This is a genomic window from Nostoc sphaeroides (assembly GCF_003443655.1).
GTDB classification, from domain to species: domain Bacteria; phylum Cyanobacteriota; class Cyanobacteriia; order Cyanobacteriales; family Nostocaceae; genus Nostoc; species Nostoc sphaeroides.
Genome location: NZ_CP031941.1, coordinates 2,644,892 through 2,665,308, shown reverse-complemented (window position 1 = coordinate 2,665,308; position 20,417 = coordinate 2,644,892). Strand labels below are relative to the sequence as shown.

At 40.0% G+C, this 20,417-nt stretch carries 11 protein-coding genes; 8 read left to right on the top strand and 3 right to left on the bottom strand.

Annotation, left to right across the window (positions count from 1 at the left end; all coding sequences use genetic code 11):
• Window positions 1-34: 34 nt before the first annotated feature.
• The 6 genes from D1367_RS11795 (at window position 35) to D1367_RS11780 (ending at window position 14,138) form a co-directional block, all read left to right on the top strand.
• Window positions 35-7,186 (top strand): AAA family ATPase, encoded by a 7,152-nt coding sequence (locus D1367_RS11795; RefSeq protein ID WP_118166626.1) that lies wholly within the window; start codon window positions 35-37, stop codon window positions 7,184-7,186.
• Between the two features lie 589 nt (window positions 7,187-7,775).
• Window positions 7,776-10,358: a GAF domain-containing protein gene (locus D1367_RS11790; RefSeq protein ID WP_118166625.1), complete on the top strand. Its 2,583-nt coding sequence runs from the start codon at window positions 7,776-7,778 to the stop codon at window positions 10,356-10,358.
• 25 nt (window positions 10,359-10,383) lie between these two features.
• Window positions 10,384-10,539, top strand: a complete 156-nt coding sequence (locus D1367_RS30740) for a hypothetical protein (RefSeq protein WP_181985150.1) — start codon at window positions 10,384-10,386, stop codon at window positions 10,537-10,539.
• 721 nt (window positions 10,540-11,260) lie between these two features.
• Window positions 11,261-11,752, top strand: a complete 492-nt coding sequence (locus tag D1367_RS11785; protein ID WP_118171351.1) for a hypothetical protein — start codon at window positions 11,261-11,263, stop codon at window positions 11,750-11,752.
• Window positions 11,753-12,249: 497 nt separating this feature from the next.
• Window positions 12,250-12,393: a hypothetical protein gene (locus D1367_RS30735; protein ID WP_181985149.1), complete on the top strand. Its 144-nt coding sequence runs from the start codon at window positions 12,250-12,252 to the stop codon at window positions 12,391-12,393.
• A 680-nt stretch (window positions 12,394-13,073) separates the two neighbouring features.
• Window positions 13,074-14,138: a response regulator gene (locus tag D1367_RS11780; protein ID WP_118166624.1), complete on the top strand. Its 1,065-nt coding sequence runs from the start codon at window positions 13,074-13,076 to the stop codon at window positions 14,136-14,138.
• Window positions 14,139-14,611: 473 nt separating this feature from the next.
• Here D1367_RS11780 and D1367_RS11775 read toward each other — a convergent pair whose 3' ends face one another.
• Window positions 14,612-15,580, bottom strand: a complete 969-nt coding sequence (locus D1367_RS11775; protein ID WP_118166623.1) for an SGNH/GDSL hydrolase family protein — start codon at window positions 15,578-15,580, stop codon at window positions 14,612-14,614.
• A gap of 699 nt (window positions 15,581-16,279) precedes the next feature.
• Between D1367_RS11775 and D1367_RS11770 the strand changes: the two genes are divergently transcribed.
• Window positions 16,280-17,629: a helix-hairpin-helix domain-containing protein gene (locus D1367_RS11770; RefSeq protein WP_118166622.1), complete on the top strand. Its 1,350-nt coding sequence runs from the start codon at window positions 16,280-16,282 to the stop codon at window positions 17,627-17,629.
• A 202-nt stretch (window positions 17,630-17,831) separates the two neighbouring features.
• On the top strand, window positions 17,832-18,428 hold the full coding sequence (locus tag D1367_RS11765) for a hypothetical protein (RefSeq protein WP_118166621.1): 597 nt from the start codon (window positions 17,832-17,834) through the stop codon (window positions 18,426-18,428).
• A 63-nt stretch (window positions 18,429-18,491) separates the two neighbouring features.
• Here the strand turns inward: D1367_RS11765 and D1367_RS11760 are convergent, their stop codons facing one another.
• Both D1367_RS11760 and D1367_RS11755 read right to left on the bottom strand, forming a co-directional pair.
• Entirely contained in the window at window positions 18,492-18,698 is a 207-nt protein-coding gene (locus D1367_RS11760) for a hypothetical protein (protein ID WP_118166620.1), read from the bottom strand.
• A 406-nt stretch (window positions 18,699-19,104) separates the two neighbouring features.
• Window positions 19,105-19,824, bottom strand: coding sequence for a response regulator transcription factor (locus tag D1367_RS11755; protein ID WP_118171348.1), 720 nt, complete (start codon window positions 19,822-19,824; stop codon window positions 19,105-19,107).
• Window positions 19,825-20,417: the final 593 nt, after the last annotated feature.

The window sequence follows — 20,417 nt, the reverse complement described above, 5'->3', positions numbered from 1 at the left end:
TTATCCCTGAAGAAGCACGGCTGGAGTATTTGGCATGATGATTGCATTACCCGGATTTCAAATTGTCACTTTGTTAAAAGCAGGGGTAAAAGCAGTCATATACCGTGGAATTAGAGTTAAAAATCAGTGTCCGGTAATTATCAAAGGGCTACGGAAAGAACAGTGTACACCCAATAACATTGCACAACTCAAACATGAGTATGCGATCGCACAAAGGTTAAATACCACAGCCGTAGTTAAAGCTTACGCCTTAGAGATGCATCAGGGAATCCCTTATTTAATTATGGAGGATTTTGAGGCGCGATCGCTCGATCAGTTGCTAGACCAATTTCAACAGCCTGTGCCGTTTCTGAAAATTGCTATTGAAATCACTAGTAAACTTGCACAAATTCACACTCATCATATTGTCCACAAGGATATTAAGCCGCAAAATATCTTAATTAACCTCGAAACTAATCAGATCAAAATTGCTGATTTTGGAATTGCTACGTTCATTCCATATCAGCAGCAAATGGTTAGCAGTTCCAGTCAAATTGAAGGCAGTCTACCATATCTGTCACCTGAGCAAACCGGGCGGATGAATCGAGGAATTGATCATCGCAGCGATTTATATTCTCTGGGAATCACTTTTTATGAAATGCTGACAGGTCAGCTACCATTTCAAGGTAAAGACCCCTTAGAGTGGGTACATTGTCATATTGCTAAATCTCCGCCATCACCGAAAAAGCTAAACTCTGATATTCCCCAAATCCTCTGTGATATCATCATCAAATTGCTGTCGAAGGTTGCAGAACAGAGGTATCAGAGCGCTTTAGGTTTGCAATTTGATCTGGAACGGTGCTTAAAAGAATTGGAGACAACTGGAGAAATCCAATCTTTTATTTTGGGTGAGCAAGATATCTCAGAGCGGTTTCAAATTCCTCAAAAATTGTACGGGCGAGAACCAGAGATTATCAAACTTTTACAAGCATTTGAGCGAATTATTAGCCAAGGAAAACCAGAACTCGTTTTAGTTTCTGGTTATGCTGGGGTTGGTAAATCTTCTTTAGTAAAAGAGATTCACAAGCCTATTGTGCGAGAACGCGGAGTTTTTATCTCTGGTAAGTTTGATCAATACAAACGAGATATTCCTTACTCTACTATTGTTCAAGCTTTTCAAACACTTGTTAGACAAATTTTAACGCAGTCTGAAGCTCGACTTGCTACTTGGAAAAAGCGAATACAAGCAGCATTAGGGAACAATGGTAGATTAATCGCAGATGTAATTCCAGAAGTTGAATTAATCGTTGGAGAACAGCCTCCTATACCAGAGTTGGGGCCTGCCGAATCTCAAAATCGATTCAATTTGGTGTTTCAGAATTTTATCAGCGTCTTTGCTCAAAAAGAGCATCCGCTCACTGTTTTTTTAGATGATATGCAGTGGGCAGACAGCGCTACTTTAAATTTAATTCAAACCGTCATTACTGGCTCTAGTATCCAATATCTCTGCTTCATTTTGGCCTATCGAGATAACGAAGTAGATGTTGTGCATCCCTTTAGTTTGATGATGGAGAAGGTTTACCAGTATGGAGCAAGAATAACTGAAATTATCCTTACCCCTTTGAATCTTGTTTATGTCAATCAGTTGATTGCTGATACCTTGCATAGTTCAGTAGAACAAGTAGAACCTCTTGCTCAATTGATTCTCCAAAAAACTGACGGTAATCCTTTTTTTGTCAATGAATTTCTGAAAACATTGCATCAAGAAAATCTGTTGATTTTTAACCCCCTTCAATCACCCACCGCAAAGGGAGGACAGAGGGGAATAAAAGGGGAGTGGCAATGGAATTTAACTCAGATTGAAGCCCAAGGGATTACAGATAATATTGTCAGTTTGATGATTGGGCGGCTGCAAAAACTGCCAGCCGCAACTCAACAGGTACTTAAGTTAGCCTCTTGTATTGGTAATCGCTTTGATTTAGAAGTTTTAGCGATCGTTGGTGAACAATCTATTGAAGAAACAGCGAATGCACTTGTTGATGCAATTTTAAGAGGATTAATTATCCCCATAGAGTCAGATGAAACTGCCCATAAAAGCTATCGTTTCTATCATGATCGAGTTCAACAAGCTGCATACTCCTTAATTGCTGATGAATCAAAGTCGGCCGTTCACCTGAAAATTGGACGGCTTTTGCTAGAAAATGCTAGTCATGAACAAGTAAACGAGCAAATATTTGATTTAGTCAATCAACTCAATTTCGCTGTGGTTCTAATTATTGAACAGACAGAAAAAGATGAATTGCTACGGTTGAATTTAATCGCTGCTAAGAAAGCAAAAGCCTCTACAGCCTACACTCCTGCTAAAAAGTTTTTTAGCGTTGCCATGAATCTTTTAGCTGAAAATGCCTGGATTGAACAATATGAACAAACATTTACGCTATTCAGAGAACTAGCTGAGTGTGAATTCTTAACAGGGAATTTATTACAAGCAGAAGAGTTATTTAAAATACTATTTATTAAAGCAGCATCCTCTATGGATAAATCTAATATTTATATGCTGCAAATCAGACTCTATCAAGTTGCAGGGAGGTATGAAGAAGCGCTGACATTGGGATTAGAAGCTTTAAAACTTTTTGGGGTGACATTCCCTAATACAAATGAGGAAGTGCAAGGTGCGATCGCAATTGAAAAAAACCAAGTATTAACCAATCTAGGTAATAGACAAGTCTCTGATTTAATTAATGCTATAGTAATCGAAGATCCAAATATTAAAACAGTGATTAGTCTGTTGACGACTTTGGGGCCACCTACTTATCTCGGTAGACCCGATCTCTTTCCCTTAGTCGTACTTAAAGCAGTTAACTACTCACTCAAGTTTGGTAATACAGAAGATTCCTGTTTTGCCTACAGCATGTATGCCATGTTGTTGGTTTCTATCTTCCATGATATTCCTACAGGGTACGCATTTTCTGAGATGACAATTCAATTAAATGAAAAGTTGCATGACTTGAAACTTAGAGGAGTTGTTCTGCACATTCATGGAAGTCATATTAACGTTTGGCGTAACCATATTGCTACCGATATTCCATTTTTAGAACGGGGATTTATCGGCTGCGTGGAAGTCGGTGACGTGACGATGGCGAATTACAATGGTTATCAAGGCTCGTGGCAAATTATCCAGTTAGGTTTTCCACTCGCAGAAACATACAAATCTCTAGAAAAATATATTGCATTCGCCCGCCAGTCTAAACATGAGACTGTCTATCAGACAATCAAACTACAGCAGATGCTATTGATGAATCTGCGCGGACTGACTCACCAAAATCTGACTCTAAGTAATGATGACTTTGATGAATTATCCGCTTTATCTATCATTACAGATGCAGGCTTTGTCAGTGGAATTATTTTTTATTATATTGTTAAATTAATTATGTTTTTTACTTATGAGAAATATTGCGAGGCATTTAATTCTGCCTTGGAATTGTCTAATTTTCCAGTTAATACACTGGCATTACCAATTGAAACAGATTACATTTTATATTATTCCCTGACCCTCACGGCTCTTTATCCAAGAGTATCTTATCAAGAGCAAGAACAGTTTTTAGAAACCTTAAAATCCCATCAACAGCAATTGCAATACTGGGCTAATCACTGCCCTGCAAACTTCTTACACAAGTCTCAATTAGTAGCTGCTGAAATAGCTCGAATTGAAAATCGAGACTTGGAAGCAATGCGCCTATATGAGCAATCAATTGCTTCAGCCCGTGAGCAAGAATTTGTGCAATATGAAGCTTTAGCTAATGAGTTAGGCGCTAAATTTTATGTAGAACGAAACTTTGAATTAATTGCCAAAACCTACTTGCAAGAAGCTAAAAATGCTTATGTACGCTGGGAGGCATCTGCTAAAGTTAAGCACCTCGAAGAATCCTATCCTCAGCTATTGTCACAACAACAGCTTGTCTCTAACGGAACATTTTTCAGCACAGGTGAACACCTAGACTTTTTATCGGTCGTGAAAGCGTCTCAAACTATATCTAGTGAAATTGTGTTTTCGCGGTTGTTGAAAACTTTAATGCAAATTGTTATTGAGCAAGCGGGAGCAGAAATTGGTTATTTATTGCTTGAATATGAGCAAAATTTGGCGATCGCAGTAGAAGCTAAATTTAATCCCCAAGCAGAAAAGCTCAATGTTTATCGACCTGTATTAGATGGTGAAATTTCACAGGTTATTCCGCAATCAATGCTGAATTATGTTCAGCGAACTCAAGAAACAGTGATTTTACAGAATGCCACTGAGCAAAATCTGTTTTCAAAAGACGAGTATATAATCCGAAAGCAACCTAAATCTGTACTTTGTTTACCGATCGCGCTTCAGTCGAAATTAGTTGGTATTTTATATTTAGAAAATAATCTAATCTCCAGCGCCTTTACGCAGGACAAACTTTCCGTACTGGAGATTTTGACAGTTCAAATTGCTATTTCTCTAGAAAATGCTCGTCTTTATCAAGGTCTAGAAAATAGCCAAGAAAAACTTAATCTGGCGTTGAAATCTGCCCAAATCGGTGTTTGGAGTTGGGATATTGCCAACGATCGCTTTAACTGGGATGAGCAGATTTATCAATTATTTGGGTTAACACCTGAAACCTTTACTGGCACTGCTGAAGCAATTTTAGCTCGTCTGCATCCAGACGATCGAGCATTGCTAGCTCAATCGTTGAGCCGAGCGATTAACGAAGGCGTGGAGCATGATTTAGAATATCGAATTATTCGAGATGACAGCAGTATTCGCTACGCAGCCTGCCGAGGAAAAGCCTTTTTTAATGAAGCAGGTAAAGCCACACACATGAGTGGTGTTGCGCTTGATATTACAGAGCGCAAACAATCTGAAGCCGAACGTATCCAACTGATTCAAGAGCAAACCGCCCGACAGGAAGCAGAAGCCGATCAGCAACGGGCAACATTTTTGGCTCAAATCAGCACAACACTCGCCTCTTCCCTCGATTATGAAAGCACATTAGCAAGTGTGGCAAACCTTGCTGTGCCCTACTTTGCCGATTGGTGCGGCGTTGATCTGCTGCAAAACAACCAATCAATCAATCGGGTAGCAGTTGCTCACCGAGATCCAGAGAAAGTGAAATTCGGTTGGGAACTCTATCAGCGTTATCCCAGAAAGTTGGATGCACCTGAAGGTGTGGCTAAAGTTCTGCGGACTGGACTTGCAGAATTGATAGCTCAAATTTCAGATGCAGCCCTAGCAGCAGCTATCCAAGATCCAGAACATCTAAGGATTGTGCGTGAACTTGGTTTAAAGTCCTGTATGATTTTGCCATTGATGGCACGCGGACGGATTTTTGGTGCAATTTCCTTTATTACTGCTGAATCAGAACGTCGTTACAGCACTGCTGACTTGTCACTAGCTGAAGATGTTGCCCATCGAGCTGCGATCGCCATCGATAATGCCCGCCTTTACCAAGAAGCGCAGCAAGCACAAAAAACAGCAGAACGAGCATTAGAGCGCATTGCCCGTCTTCAATCCATCACGGCTGCCCTTTCAGAATCCTTGACACCAGCCCAAGTATCTGAAGTCATTGTAGAGCAAAGCATGGCTGCCTTGGGAGCCAATTCTGCCCTCGTCGCCTTGGTGAATGAAAGTAAAACTGAACTGGAAATTGTGCGTGCAGTTGGCTATAACCAAGAGTTGGTAAACACTTGGCGGTATTTTGCTATTGATTCACCCTCTCCTTTAGCAGAAGCTGTGCGGACTGGGCAACCTATTTGGGCTGAATCAACAAAAAATCGGATTGCTCGTTACCCTAATTTAGCTGAAACTTACTCCAAATATGACTTTGAAGGCTGGATTTCTATTCCATTGATGGTAGAAGGTTGGGCAGTTGGCGGTATAAGTTTGGGATTTGCCCAGTCTCAACAACTGAGTGCAGAAGATCAAGCGTTTATCTTGGCTGTTGCTCAACAATGCGCCCAAGCGATCGCTCGTGCCCATCTTTACGAAGCCGAACGAACGGCACGAAGCGCTGCTGAATCAGCAAACCGGATCAAAGATGAATTTCTCGCTGTGCTGTCTCATGAATTGAGAACACCGCTTAACCCGATTTTAGGTTGGACAAAACTGATGCGAACCCGCAAACTTGATCAAGCAACAAGCGATCGCGCCCTCGAAACCATTGAGCGCAACGCTAAGTTACAAACCCAATTGATTGAAGATTTGCTTGATGTCTCCCGCATCCTTCAGGGTAAACTTAACCTCAACTTCTGCCCCATTAATTTAATATCAGTCATTGAAGCTGCGATCGAGACAGTGCGTTTATCAGCACAGGCTAAGTCCATCGAGATTCAGACAATTATTGAATGTAGCCTAAGTCCAGTTTTAGGCGATGCCAATCGATTGCAACAAGTTTTTTGGAATATCCTTTCTAATGCCATTAAGTTTACTCCCACTGGGGGACAAGTAAAAATTAAATTACAGCAAGTTAGCTCACAGGTACAAATCTGCGTCACTGATACAGGAAAGGGAATTGCACCTGAGTTTTTACCTTATGTCTTTGATTATTTCCGTCAAGCAGATGGTGCCACAACTCGAAAATTTGGTGGTTTAGGTTTAGGATTAGCGATCGTCCGGCATCTTGTAGAACTTCACGGGGGAACTGTTCAAGCCCAAAGCCTGGGCGAAGAACAAGGAGCAACTTTTACCGTCAGAATTCCATGCTTACAGGATGAAAGCAAAAAAATCAAAGATGCAAAAGATAACTCCTCACTTGTGGGACAGTCCTTACCTTTGTCTGGTTTAGATATTCTCGTGGTGGATGATGACGCAGATATGCGAGAGTTTTTGCCTTTCATGCTGGAACAATATGGTGCAACTGTGACTGCTGTAGCCTCAGCCATTGAAGCTTTAACTGCACTGAGTCAATCCCAGCCAAATTTACTCATTAGCGATATTGGGATGCCAGAAATGGATGGTTACATGCTGATGCGACAGGTGAGGAGTTTGCAACCAGAGCAAGGCGGGACAATTCCAGCGATCGCCTTAACTGCTTATGCTGCTGAGATAGATTATCAGCAAGCGATCGCAGCCGGATTTCAACAGCATATTTCCAAGCCTGTAGATCCAGAAGAATTGGTGAAGGCGATCGCATTATTAGACTTATTGAAACAGAATAAAGGCGTCAGTCGTCAGAATTCAGCATGAATTCTCTACGAGTCGGGGATCTGAATCCCCAACGAAGAGTGATTCTCAGGGCTATTTCGTTCTAAACAGAAACTGCCCAGAACTGAAGTAAAGTTCAGCGACTCATAGCTAAAATCCGTTTTAACGGACTATAACCCAATACGCTTGGGTTAAGGATAATTGTAGGTTGGGTTGAACATTCGTGTTACCCAACAAATGCCCAAAAATGTTGGGTTTCGTTCCTCAACCCAACCTACGCAATAACCTTCTCTTAGTCGTCTTTAGACGACTTTCGCTATTAGACTGGTGAATTCATTCTGAGGCTGACTAGATGAGAATGAAATAGCCTTGCTTGATTCTGACTTCTTCTTCAATACAAAATTGACGATCCCCAGAAGACTTTGTAACCAGTAGCAGGGGTTCGGAGTATTACTGCATCTGTACTGTGGCCATAAGTAATTGACTTCACCTTACTTCTCAGGATGACGCTAGCTAAACAAGCGATTAAACTATGGATAACATCAAGCAATTGTTGCTTTTAGCACCACTTACATAAATTTAATTGCATTGTTACATCTAAAATCTCATCCTGCTATATCAAAAACCTATTATGTCAGTGTATCAAGATTGTGGGGAGACCACCGATTTGATTATTGGTGTTCACAACCAAGAAAACCTCGAATTACAAGCAAATTCTGCTCCTGTGGGTGCTCTTGCCACAAGACAAGGAAATTTTTCTACCTTTCTTGCTCCCCTGACTCAGGATACTTTTAAGCAGGTTGTTCAGGATGTCGAGCAAAAATTACAGATTGTCCATCAAACCTTGTCAATGCTGGATTCTCAGGGGTTTGAAACTCTTCTGCAAGAAATGTTGCATTCGATTACCTTAAAAACCGGGGAATTACTGGGGGCGGATCGGACGACGATATTTTTATTGGATGAAGAAAAACAAGAACTCTGGTCGATTCTGGCTGAGGGAGAGGGCGATCGCTCTTTAGAAATTCGCATCCCCGCCGATAAAGGCATTGCTGGGGAAGTCGCCACCTTCAAACGAGTTATTAATATTCCCTTTGATTTTTATAACGATCCGCGATCGCATTTTGCCCAAGAACAAGAAAAAAGAACTGGCTACCGCACCTACACCATGCTGGCTTTGCCATTATTAAATGAACATGGACATTTAGTTGCGGTAGCGCAATTATTGAATAAATTAAAATCTGGGAATAATCCCGATGCTCCACTTGCAGAGCGCATTGATACCAAAGGTTTTATCCGCGCTGACGAACAATTATTTCAAGAATTTGCTCCTTCGATTCGCCTGATTTTAGAATCCTCGCGCTCTTTTTATGTAGCCACTCAAAAACAAAGAGCAGTAGCGGCGCTGATGAAGGCGATCAAGTCTTTATCTCAAAGCAGTCTCGACTTAGAAGATACCCTGAAACGGGTAATGGATGAAGCCAAAGAATTGATGAATGCCGATCGCAGTACACTATGGTTAATAGACCGCGATCGCCATGAATTATGGACGAAAATCACCCAGGATGATGGTTCCACTAAGGAGTTGCGAGTCCCGGTAGGTAAAGGCTTTGCTGGTATCGTAGCGGCTTCTGGCAAGAAATTGAATATTGCCTTTGATTTGTACCACCATCCTGATTCTGATACTGCCAAACAACTCGATCAGCAAAATGGCTATCGCACCTGTAGCTTGCTTTGTATGCCAGTATTTAACGCCGATCAACAACTGATTGGCGTTACCCAATTAGTAAATAAAAAGAAAACTGGGGATTTTCCACCTTATAATCCAGGTGATTGGCCCAAAGCTCCCGACTACTTCCAAGCTAGCTTTGACCGCAACGATGAAGAGTTTATGGAAGCTTTTAATATTCAAGCGGGAGTAGCACTACATAATGCTCAGTTGTTTGCCACAGTCAAGCAACAAGAACAAATGCAACGGGATATTTTGCGTAGTCTTTCCAATGGAGTAGTTTCCACTAATAAAGCCGGGTTAATTATCGCCGCTAATGAAAGTGCCAAGCGTTTGCTAGGACTGGAGCCAGAAGACCGTTTAGAAGGTAAATTAGTTACTGATGCGATCGCTATCAAAGAAGGTGACTTTAGCAAGTGGTATCAGGATGCTTTACATGCAACCGACTTAAAAGGCCGCGAGCAATATTACCCCGATCGCACACTCTTAACTACTGGTACAGAACAGCACAGTATCAATTTATCGATTAACACAATAGCTGATGCTAGCGACCAAGAACAAGTCCGGGGTGCGCTGGTGGTGATGGAAGATATCAGTGATGAAAAGCGGCTCAAGAGTACGATGTACCGCTACATGACCCAGGAATTAGCCGAAGAATTGCTGAAATTAGATGACGCTAAACTAGGAGGCGATCGTAAAGAAGTTTCGATTTTATTTTCCGATATTCGCGGCTACACCACTTTAACCGAAAACTTAGAAGCAGAAGAAGTGGTGAGTATGCTTAATGAATATTTTGAATCAATGGTGGAGGCAGTCTTTAAACATAAAGGCACTCTTGATAAATATATCGGCGATGCCATTATGGCTGTCTTTGGTTCTCCCCTACCATTAGAAGAACACGCTTGGATGGCAGTGCAAACATCCTTAGAAATGCGCCATCGTCTGCACGAATTTAATCAACGTCGCTATACAGATGATAAGCCCAAAATAAAAATCGGCATTGGTATCAACTCAGATACCGTGATTAGTGGCAATATCGGCTCTAGTAAGCGGATGGAATTTACCGCCATTGGCGATGGCGTTAATCTTGGCTCTCGATTAGAAAGTGTTAGTAAACAATATGGTTGCGACATTATTATTAGCGATAACACTTTTAAGCCATGCCAAGATCAGATTTGGGCTAGGGAACTAGATTACATTCGTGTCAAGGGTAGAAATGAGCCAGTAGCCATATACGAATTGCTGGGTTTGCGTTCCAATCCTATTGAAAGCGAAAAATTGCAAGTGATTGAACATTATCATAAAGGGCGCGAGTATTACCTCAAGCGCCAGTTTTCCCTTGCTAGAGCCGAGTTTGCCAAAGTTTTGGCAGCAGATAGCCATGATAAAGCTGCTATGTTGCATCTGTTGCGTTGTCAACATTGGTTACAATCACCCCCAACAGAATCAGATTGGGATGAAGGAGTCTGGACGTTTCAGGAAAAATAAGTGCCATTTCTGACGCTCCATTCCTGTGGAAGACTCAACAACAGTGAGTGCTATTGCCAAAAATAACTTAAATGTAGCGGATGCACCAGAGGGCTTCAGTCCTCACCACAAACTTTTAATTATTCTTTTAGGACTTACGCACTTTACAAAATTAGCATCTTATGAATATCAAGCTTATTAACATAAAAGTCTTGCCCTACCTCGTTCCCAGTCTCTGACTGGGAATGTGATACTTGGAGGCTCTGCCTCCTGTCAAACTGGGAGGCAGAGCCTTGTAACGAGAAATAATTCATATTTGGTTATGTCTGTCAATGCGTAAGTCCTATCTTTGTAAAGATTTCTCGTTTCCAGCCAGAGTCTGGAAATGTTGCTAATTGCGGCTCTGCCGCAAATTCAGGAGGCGGAGCCTCACATTAGCCATTCCCAGTCAGAGACTGGGAACGAGGTAAAAGAGATTATTCATGGATGAAAAATTCTTGGTTCCTCCGATATAAAAAAATTGAGTATTTCTAACACAATACAGTTCAGTTAAGGATTTGTGGTACTGATTTTAAACCTGTAGAGACGCGAAATTTCGCGTCTTTACCAAGGTTTTTGGGCTTAACTGAACGGTATTGATTTCTAACAGACAAAATCTATGTAAATTAATTCAGGACTTACGCAAAATACCTCTCAAACTCTTATTCCTCCGTGTTCTCTGTGCCTAATAAGGTTCGATTTTCCGTTACCTGTGCGTAAGTCCTATAATTTTTAAAACTTCTTAATATTTCTCAACTAAGTTTAAAAAATATTGGGATTTAGTTAATAATTAAGAGCGATCGCTTTGTAAAGGTTAGTTGATATTTCTTGTCAAACTGCTAATGAAGTTACAAACTAAGAAATACAACACACGCAATTATTTTATGACTGCTATTTCTAACTTTCAATCCAAGCGGCCAATTTGGCAAAGCGCCATCATATTAACTTTGGGCTTTTGGCTCAGTGCTAGTCTAGTTTTAGACTGGGTAATTATGCCTAGCCTTTATCTTTCTGGCATGATGAGCCAAGCTGGTTTTACGACAGCAGGCTATACGATTTTTTGGAACTTCAATCGGATGGAATTATTATCTGCTGCTATAGTCCTGACTGGGGCACTAGCTTTGAGCAAAACCCGATATCACTGGAGTATTGGCAGTATTGTTTTATCTGTGTTGTTGCTAACTATAGCTGTGCTTGACACCTATTTCTTAACTCCGCAGATGTGCGCCATCGGAGTTCAACTCAACCTATTTGAAGCTGCTGCTGCTATTCCATCGACAATGAATATACTGCATGGCAGTTATTGGGTACTGGAAATAGTTAAGCTGGTGGCTGGTGGCACACTTTTAAGCTGGTGCTGGCAGGAGCAATTTTAAGTAGATGGAGAATTTTAACAGTGAGAATTTTCACTTCTAAATCTCACGCCACAGACGCAAAGAAATTCTTTGCGTCTTTTTGCTAAATATAGCTTATGGGTTAATGAATGCGATCGCGGACAATTTTCTATTTATATTTGTGAATTTTAAAACTTGAGATTTTCGGTAAACATACAAAATTATCTTCAACTGTACATTCTCAGCCTTCCCGGACATCCGCTCAAATAAATACTAAAAAATAATATTAATTAGTTTTCATGTTTCCTTTACCGATTTATCATGAAGTTTATATATTTCTGCTAACTTTTTTTGAAAATTATAGTAATCTGAATTTTAGTAGTTACTTACTTGTTATCTACCATCTAGCTAAAAAGAGCTATTTTGCAGGTATGTACTACCAATCGAGAATTTCGCTGCAAGTTCTTGAATTTGTCACTTCAAATTGTGCAGGGTGACTATTTAGCCCCACACAACATTAGAAACCGTTTCCAGTAATTATGAAGAGACTCTCTTCTGCTGATTTGGTTGCCTGTGCATCTCACCACACACCATCATGGCGGCAATTACCAGCTAACTCATCCTTGATCGGAGGTTTACCATTCTTCTTTGGAAGTGATATTTTTGCCCAATCTCAACTCTAAGGGTTGCTCTACAATCACAAACCTAAGTAAGGCATTTAACTTTTTTAATGCTTAGTTTCTAATAATACGTTTTCTCTTGAAGAAGTTATCCTCAAGAATAAACTTCTAGCAAAAGTGCCCGACAACTTTCGTCACGACTGCAAAAACATAGTTCGTCAGCACGGATTTAATGATCAAAAGCCTTAATGGAGAGCCATTACCCTCTACATTACAGTAGATTTTAGTCGCTTTCGACTTTAGCATCAGGAGCAAAACAACTTTGGCAGGAGAACTGAAGTATCTACAATTTTAGGCTGCTAAATACGGATAACAATGATGCTTTTGTGACTGATGGGCGAGAGCCAATGGTCTGTGCGTTGCACTTGAGTTACTCTTAGATTGGCTAGATTAGCGAAAGATACAGAAAACCCATCTAGTTTTTGAAATACTATATCCTGGCAACCAGTCAGGCCATTTTGCTATTGGCAATAACATGGATTGGTTTATTTGTAACTCGTGCTTTATAGCTTAACAGAGATTGGTGAATTAAGAGTTGGGGGGTGTGGAATCTCTGTACTAACTCAAGTGTGACCGCTATATTTATCTGATATTGCTTCCAACAAAGTCGCAGTGAATTCCGAAAAGGTAATTCACTAATTTTACCTGCAAACAAATGTTAATTTTATTCCAAAGCCATCCCAATGAAGACACTTCCGATTAGTAGATACAGATTTTTCCAAAAGCTCCAGCCTTTATCTTTGTTGAAAAAAATCACTGGTAAATCGGTTACTGGTTGTTTGCAGGTATTTAGCACATCAGGCTCTTGGTCAATATATGTAGACGAGGGTAAACTAATTTATGCCTGCTACTCAGAGAAAATGTTTGAGCCGCTTTACAGAAATTTGCAACGCTTGAGTCAGCAAATTTCTACTCTCCCTAGCGAAATTCACGAACAGTTACGGGCGATATTTGAAACTGGTGTTGAAAATCAGGCAATACCGAACCCAGATTATTTAGCTATTTGTTGGTTAGTCAATCAGAAATATATCAGTCCCTCTCAAGCGGCGATACTGATAGAGCAATTGGCGCTAGAAGTTCTAGAGTCATTTCTGAACATAGACGAGGGAAGTTATGAATTTATTCCTGAAAGCTTTCTGGATGACATGCCAAAGTTTTGTCATTTGAATCTCCGCTTACTAGTTGAACGATGTCAAGCACCCCGAAGGGAAGCGGCTTATCGTCAGACATCGCCAACTTCTCAATCAAACCCTTCAGAATTGTTCAAAATAAATGAGCTAAAACCTAAAAGCAAAAGTACACCAAACTCGTCTACAACAAACGGTTATAAGCCACCAGCCTACTCTAGGGGTCAGCAAATCACCCAACCGCCTGCTGACAAAAAAATCTACACAATCTTTTGTATTGATGACAGTCCTACGGTATTGAATACTATTAAAACTTATTTAGATGAGCAAATCTTTTCTGTTGTAGGAGTCACCGATTCTTTAAAAGCTTTAATGCAGATTGTTCACACCAAACCCGACATCATTTTGTTGGATATTTCAATGCCTAATTTGGATGGATATGAACTCTGCTCTTTGCTACGGAAGCACTCAAATTTTAAATATACACCTGTGATTATGGTGTCAGAAAAACTAGGATTTCTAGATAGAGCTAAAGCTAAGATAGTAAGAGCATCAGGTTATTTAACTAAGCCTTTTACACAAGGAGATTTACTAAAAGTCATTTTTAAACACATTGTTTAATTTACTAATATAAATAATAACTCCACCAAATTCAAGATATTTTTTGGAGATTTAAGGTTGAGTATTATCTGCATCGCTACTATTTTAGCTAGAGAATATTGTCTAATACCAATTCTGTAGAAGATACACAGGATATTAAACGAACCGCCAAGTACGCCAAGAGCGCCAAGAATAGAGAGTTACTCATTTAGTGCAGCTTCACATTAAATTGGTATAAGTGAATTGAAATTAGTTGGTCGTTATCTTACAGATAGGGGTTAAAATCTTATTAAGACGACCAGTGGGAAAGAAGCTCTATAAATAATCTTAGAAGAAAAGCTAAATCCGATTGTTACTGATGTAGTAATGCCGGGGATAAGTAGATTTGAATTGTGTCGCTTCATCAAAACAAATCCGATTAACCGATTATGAACACTTGAAATTTAGCGATAAATCGCTCACTACGAACCTTTTTTTGGGTATAATTGACCACTTTAGTAGCTCTGAGGAAGTGGTACCTCTGCCAGTATTTCTAAAAGCGATCGCTCCATAACCTCACTGACAAATTTATTACCTTGTAAGTTGAGGTGAATGTGGTCGTGATATAAACCTTGTGGGTTGGTAGTTGAATTGAATATCGCTAAAAAGTCTATATAGTTAATTTGTTGGGCTTTAGTAAAATCGTTCAAGCGCTGGCGTGCAATAATTTCGTAATCGCGGGGGCCTGGTTCACCAACTTCTCGCAGTAAGGGAGTCATGACTAGGAGAAATTGGCTGTTGCTTTGGCGAGTCAGGGCTTGAATTTTGGCGATCGCCTCCAAATTAATCCCCACGCGATCGCCTGCTTCATTTTGCACTGCTTTTATTTCGGGAATTGGCTGTTGCTTAAGGATATAACGTTGCCACACTTCCACCAATGCTAGGGGAGGCTTACTATCGGGATAGTTGCGATCGCGTCCTATCGGTAAAGAAGTGGGAGCAGTAGCAAACAAATCATCGGTATTAATTAATAACACTACTGCTTGAGCGTTGAAATTGCTAAACTTCTCTAAATAAGCTAACTCGTTCCTTGGCCCCCAAGAGTTAGCTGAAGCATTTAGCACTTCTACTTCCTGATAATTACTAGTGGATGATGCTAGAGAACGCATCATCATCGTGGATATTGTATTAGTCTGATCCGTCCACCAGCCACCATTAGCAATAGAATCCCCTAACAGTAAAACTCGCAGATCAGAAGATGCAGGTGTCTTCTTAAGCGGATTACCTCGCATAGAATACTCATTAATTTCAATGCGATTACCAAAACGACGGGTACGCTGGTTAGGAGCCAATAAATAACCAATCTGCTCATCGCCAATGTAAATCAGGGGATTACCAAAGCCAAAGAGCGATCGCAGTCCGATCTCGACTACCACAAACAATCCCACAACCACCAAAAAAAGTACGATCAACGCCACTTTCACCTACTTACGCTTTCTTATACTAAGGGACTTCCAAGTAAAAAAATATTCCATTGCTATTGTTCACTGTTGACCGTTGACGGTTCACGAGTTTTCTGTCAACAGTCAACAGTCAACAGTCAACGACTTGAATGTGGAATAATTTATTTTTTGGAGTTCCCTAAGTTGCTTTTCAACGATAGTAACTGACGCATTGGGCATTGGATAGAGGCACAGAAGCGGGACAGGGCTATTTCGTTCTAGACATAAACCGCCCAGAACTAAAGTTCCTCTCTTATAGCAAAAGTCGTCTAAAGACGACTAATAAAGGCTTTTAGTCGTCTTTAGACGACTTTTGCTATTAGCCTCAGAATTTATTCTGAGGCGGGCTTGTCGGAGAATGAAATAGCCCTGGAAGCGTGATGTACAAGGTAAAACTTTTCTCAAGAGCTAAGAGATCCCCTGCATCTTTCCCACTCCCCACAAATCTGACTAAGCGGATTAATATGTATTGGAACGTGTTTAATAAGTATTAAAACAGCTATTGTATGGCTGTTAACTGTCTATCTAATGGTTTATCAAAAGTTAGATATATTTTCGCTATTCTTGTGTAAGAGTATAGCCGTGTTTTCTAGTGATATAATTTTTTGTTATAGTATTACAACAATTACAATTGTCATCATTTTATCAATTCGGCAAAAATTTTTTCTGGGGTAAGGTAGGATGATTAAAATAGTCACACGAAAATATTTAGGAAAACTAAGTGTCTATGACATTGGTGTTGAACATGACCATAGTTTTGCGATCAAAAATGGGTTAATCGCTTCCAATTGTTTCAATAAATCCCATTCCACGGCTTATGCTTATGTAACTTATCAAACAGCATATTTAAAAGCTAATTACCCATTAGAATATATGGCGGCACTGTTAACTGCTAACAGTGGCGATACCGATAAGGTACAAAGATATATTACTAACTGTACAAACATGGGTATTACCATAGATCCACCGGATATTAATCGCTCTGGTGTTGATTTTACGCCGACATTGGGAAAGATTCTGTTTGGATTTTCGGCGGTGCGGAACGTGGGACAGAATGCGATCGCTTGTATTTTGGAGGCGAGAAATGAGACAGGATTTAAATCCCTCGCTGATTTTTGCGATCGCGTGGATTTACGTGCTGTTAACCGCCGGACTCTGGAATCGCTGATTTACTGTGGAGCCTTTGACAAAATTGAACCCAACCGTCAACAGTTAATTAACGACTCAGAATTAGTGTATGATTGGGCACAATCTCGCGCTAAAGACAGAGCTAGTGGTCAAGGAAATCTCTTAGATTTATTGGGCGACGGATTTTCTTCTACTCCGAATAAAAGAGCAAATAATGCCTTTGAAACTGCTCCTAAATCTAAACCTGTGATGGATTTACCCCCCCAAAAAAAGTTGCAGATGGAAAAAGAATTATTAGGCTTTTATGTATCAGATCATCCCCTGAAATCCTTACGGCAAATAGCACCACTTTTGACTCCAATTAACCTTTCGCAACTGGGAGAGCAAAGGGAAGAAATAAGGCTTTGTGCAGTTGTCATGTTAAATAACGTCAAAAAAGTGGTTACTAAAAAAGGCGAACAAATGGCAATTTTGCAAATAGAAGACCTCACTACACAATCAGAAGCTGTAGTTTTTCCCAAAACCTATGAACGCATTAGTTCCGTACTCCAAGTTGACACTAGATTCATTATTTGGGGAAAAGTAGATCGACGCGACGAGCAAACTCAATTTATTGTTGAAGATGCAGAGCCAGTGGAAACAGTACAAATGGTAATGGTGGAATTAAATCCCCAGCAAGTAGGTAATATGGATTACCTACATCACTTAAAAACAATTTTGCAAAACCAGGCAGGAGACAAAGAAAAGGCAAAAATGCCGGTGATCGGAATTATACAAACTGAAAATTCTCGGAAACTTGTTCGCTTAGGTTGGCAATATTGCGTACAAGATTCTAGAATAACCGTTCAAGCTTTGCAAAATGCCAGTTTTCCTGCTCATATCAAATCGCTGACTGGTATCTGAAGCCAGAAGTGAAAAGTCCACCAATACTCAAAAGCAGCTTATTAATCAGTTTTACTGAACTGTCAACAGTAAATTGACTTAAGTATTCAGGATTTTAATCGTTTTTTTAGTTACTTATGCTGATGATGATTTCATTGAGGGAGGGGTATATTTTTATGCTAAGACCCTTAAAGCAGCGACCGGGGGAAGGAGTTAGAACTTGATGATCGTGAACGAGCTACATAAATTTGTTTCATACTGTAAAATCATTCAACCCCAAACTCAGGAGGACATTAAAAAATTTTTTGAAGGAGTTATCTTGTTTCCTTATGATAAGGAACTTCTATTGCAAGCTTATTTATTTCTGAATATTAAAGACTTGTTTCCCTCGTGCGCTGAATTACTGTTATTTGAAAAATCTCCAATTTCAGATTATACAGATTTAGGGAAATGTGATTTTGTCTACCAGACCTTTAAAGGGAGCCTGTTTTTAATTGAAACTAAGTTTATTGATACAGAAGCAACAGGAGCTACAGAAAGGAAAAGAAGAAATAAACACAGAAACAAGGTATTTGAGCAAGTTATTACCTTGAAAGGCCGGTTTAGTGAATATTGGAATATGAGGCTAGATCAATTAGAGTGCGGAGTTTTCACAACAGATGCAGAAGTTGCTTGGCGAGGAAATGGCGTGAACGTCATATCTAAATCAATATCTATAGAGCATCTGGAAAAATGGCGAAGAAGCTATCACACTAGTGAAAAATTTTTATCTCATCAAGATGGGTCAAAGCTTGAGGGTAAGGTTAATTTGAAAGGTTGAGCCAAGACCTAATACCAATTGGAAAAAAGAATGCGACAAATAGACCATTTGTAGAGACGCGATTCATCGCGTCTTCACCCAAGGATGTGTTACAATCATTAATTGAATTGGTATAAATATAGTTTTTACGGTGATTTGCCCGCCGTAACCTTGTACAATTTGTGAAGCGATTGCCTGCCGTTTTAGTCCAAAGCCACCTATTTGACGAGATCGAATAGTATCTACACGCCCATCGCCGATGGAGAAACAGCGCAACGGGTTGCCTGACATTGGGTGGGCTATCGATTCCGCTAGATTTACTCTAGTAATTTTTGGTAGATCTATAAATTTCAGAGTAAGGGAAAATCTTTCACGTATAGGACTTACGCACAAGTAACGGAAAATCGAACCTTATTAGACACAGAGAACACGGAGGAATAAGAGTTTGACAGGTATTTTGCGTAAGTCCTGACCTACTCAGGTGGCAAGGCAAAATCACCTATTTTGAATCGGTCGTATTTGCACTTTTGGTTTTGGCACTAGATAAAGCCTTTCTCGAAATCAGTTTGGATCAACTTCCCAAATTAGCGCAAGTTATCCGGTTAATTCTCAGAAAAACTACTTAAATCAGCAATAATACTAATGCTGACCCGATCTGAGTCATTCTTTTTATGAAGTACTCCTGAAATCAGAAAGCTCAGGAATTAGTATTTTCGTCGGGCGCTTCAAACTTGTAACCATAGCCCCGCACAGTTTTAATAAACTCCGGTATGCTGGCATCGACTTCCATCTTCTTGCGAAGCTGACCAATATGCACATCAACTACTCGGCCATCTCCCACGTAGTCGCAACCCCAAATTTTTTGGATTAGCTGTGGGCGACTCCAAGCCTGATTAGGATGACTTGCCAAAAAATGTAAGATATTAAATTCTAGCGCTGTTAAAGCAAGAGGTTTATCGTTAAGTGTTACCTCCCGGCCCTCTGGGTTAATTGCTAGCTGCTTAAAAATGATCCGTTGTGTTGGGGAGGGGTTAATGTAGCGTATCCGTCTCAAAAGAGCTTCTACTCTAACTTCAACTTCTGCAAGACTAAACGGTTTGGTCATGAAATCATCAGCACCTGCGCTTAAGATTTTAATTTTATCAGCCTCGTCAGTCCTACTAGTCAGTATCAGTACTAAAACATTAGTACGGCTCTGCATTTCTTGGCAGAGGCTATAACCATTAAGATCCGGCAAATTCCAATCCAGAATCACTAAAGCTGGGTTGAATTGCTCAAACAACGATAAGGCAGTCTTACCATCTGCTGCGGACTCTATTTGATATTTCCGGCTTAAAAAACGATAGACGAGATTTCTAACGCCGAAGTCGTCATCGACGATCAGAATTTTGGGAGTAGTAGCGGGAACCATAACCATAATGCTGCCTATTGTAGATTGGGCGATTCGTTGCGCCAGTTTGGCAATACGTGTTTCTGTTGATAGTGTATTCACATGCGTCTCTGCTGAGTACGATCGCCACTGTAGTACTTGTTTACAATTAATCTTCCATGAAGTTTATCAAAACTTTAGCCATTGTAATGCTAAGAAATTGTATGAGTATTATAGAAATTTTGTATAATTTTATATTTTTGTGGTATTATGTAGAATTTGATACTTAAATCTAGTATAATTGAAGGCCATTTTTATAAGCACAAATAGTCTAGAAATAGCAAAACTTTCGGCTTGACTCACCCGCCTAGAACTAAAGTTCTCCTTGCGGGACAAAGATTTTACCTGAAGTTGACACCTATGATTCATCAATTGCCCCTACAGCATGTACTTTTGCGTAAGTCCTATTTATAAATAGTCTCTAACAGACAAAGCTTGGAGTCAGCATAAATTAACAACAGCTTTAAGCATTACATATCAGCCAGGTTCCAAATTTTTTGCAAGTGAGTCGGTTTCCCGCTCTTGTTTTGTGCAAATTTGCTAACAGCTAGTACCGCAAGGCGGAAGTCAAAAGTCAAAAG

Coding starts and splice junctions, on each gene's coding strand:
- D1367_RS11795 (WP_118166626.1), top strand. CDS start 35: ATGATGATTGCATTACCCGGATTTCAAATTGTCACTTTGTTAAAAGCA.
- D1367_RS11790 (WP_118166625.1), top strand. CDS start 7,776: ATGTCAGTGTATCAAGATTGTGGGGAGACCACCGATTTGATTATTGGT.
- D1367_RS11785 (WP_118171351.1), top strand. CDS start 11,261: ATGACTGCTATTTCTAACTTTCAATCCAAGCGGCCAATTTGGCAAAGC.
- D1367_RS30735 (WP_181985149.1), top strand. CDS start 12,250: ATGAAGAGACTCTCTTCTGCTGATTTGGTTGCCTGTGCATCTCACCAC.
- D1367_RS11780 (WP_118166624.1), top strand. CDS start 13,074: ATGAAGACACTTCCGATTAGTAGATACAGATTTTTCCAAAAGCTCCAG.
- D1367_RS11770 (WP_118166622.1), top strand. CDS start 16,280: ATGATTAAAATAGTCACACGAAAATATTTAGGAAAACTAAGTGTCTAT.
- D1367_RS11765 (WP_118166621.1), top strand. CDS start 17,832: ATGATCGTGAACGAGCTACATAAATTTGTTTCATACTGTAAAATCATT.
- D1367_RS11760 (WP_118166620.1), bottom strand. CDS start 18,698: ATGTCAGGCAACCCGTTGCGCTGTTTCTCCATCGGCGATGGGCGTGTA.
- D1367_RS11755 (WP_118171348.1), bottom strand. CDS start 19,824: ATGGTTATGGTTCCCGCTACTACTCCCAAAATTCTGATCGTCGATGAC.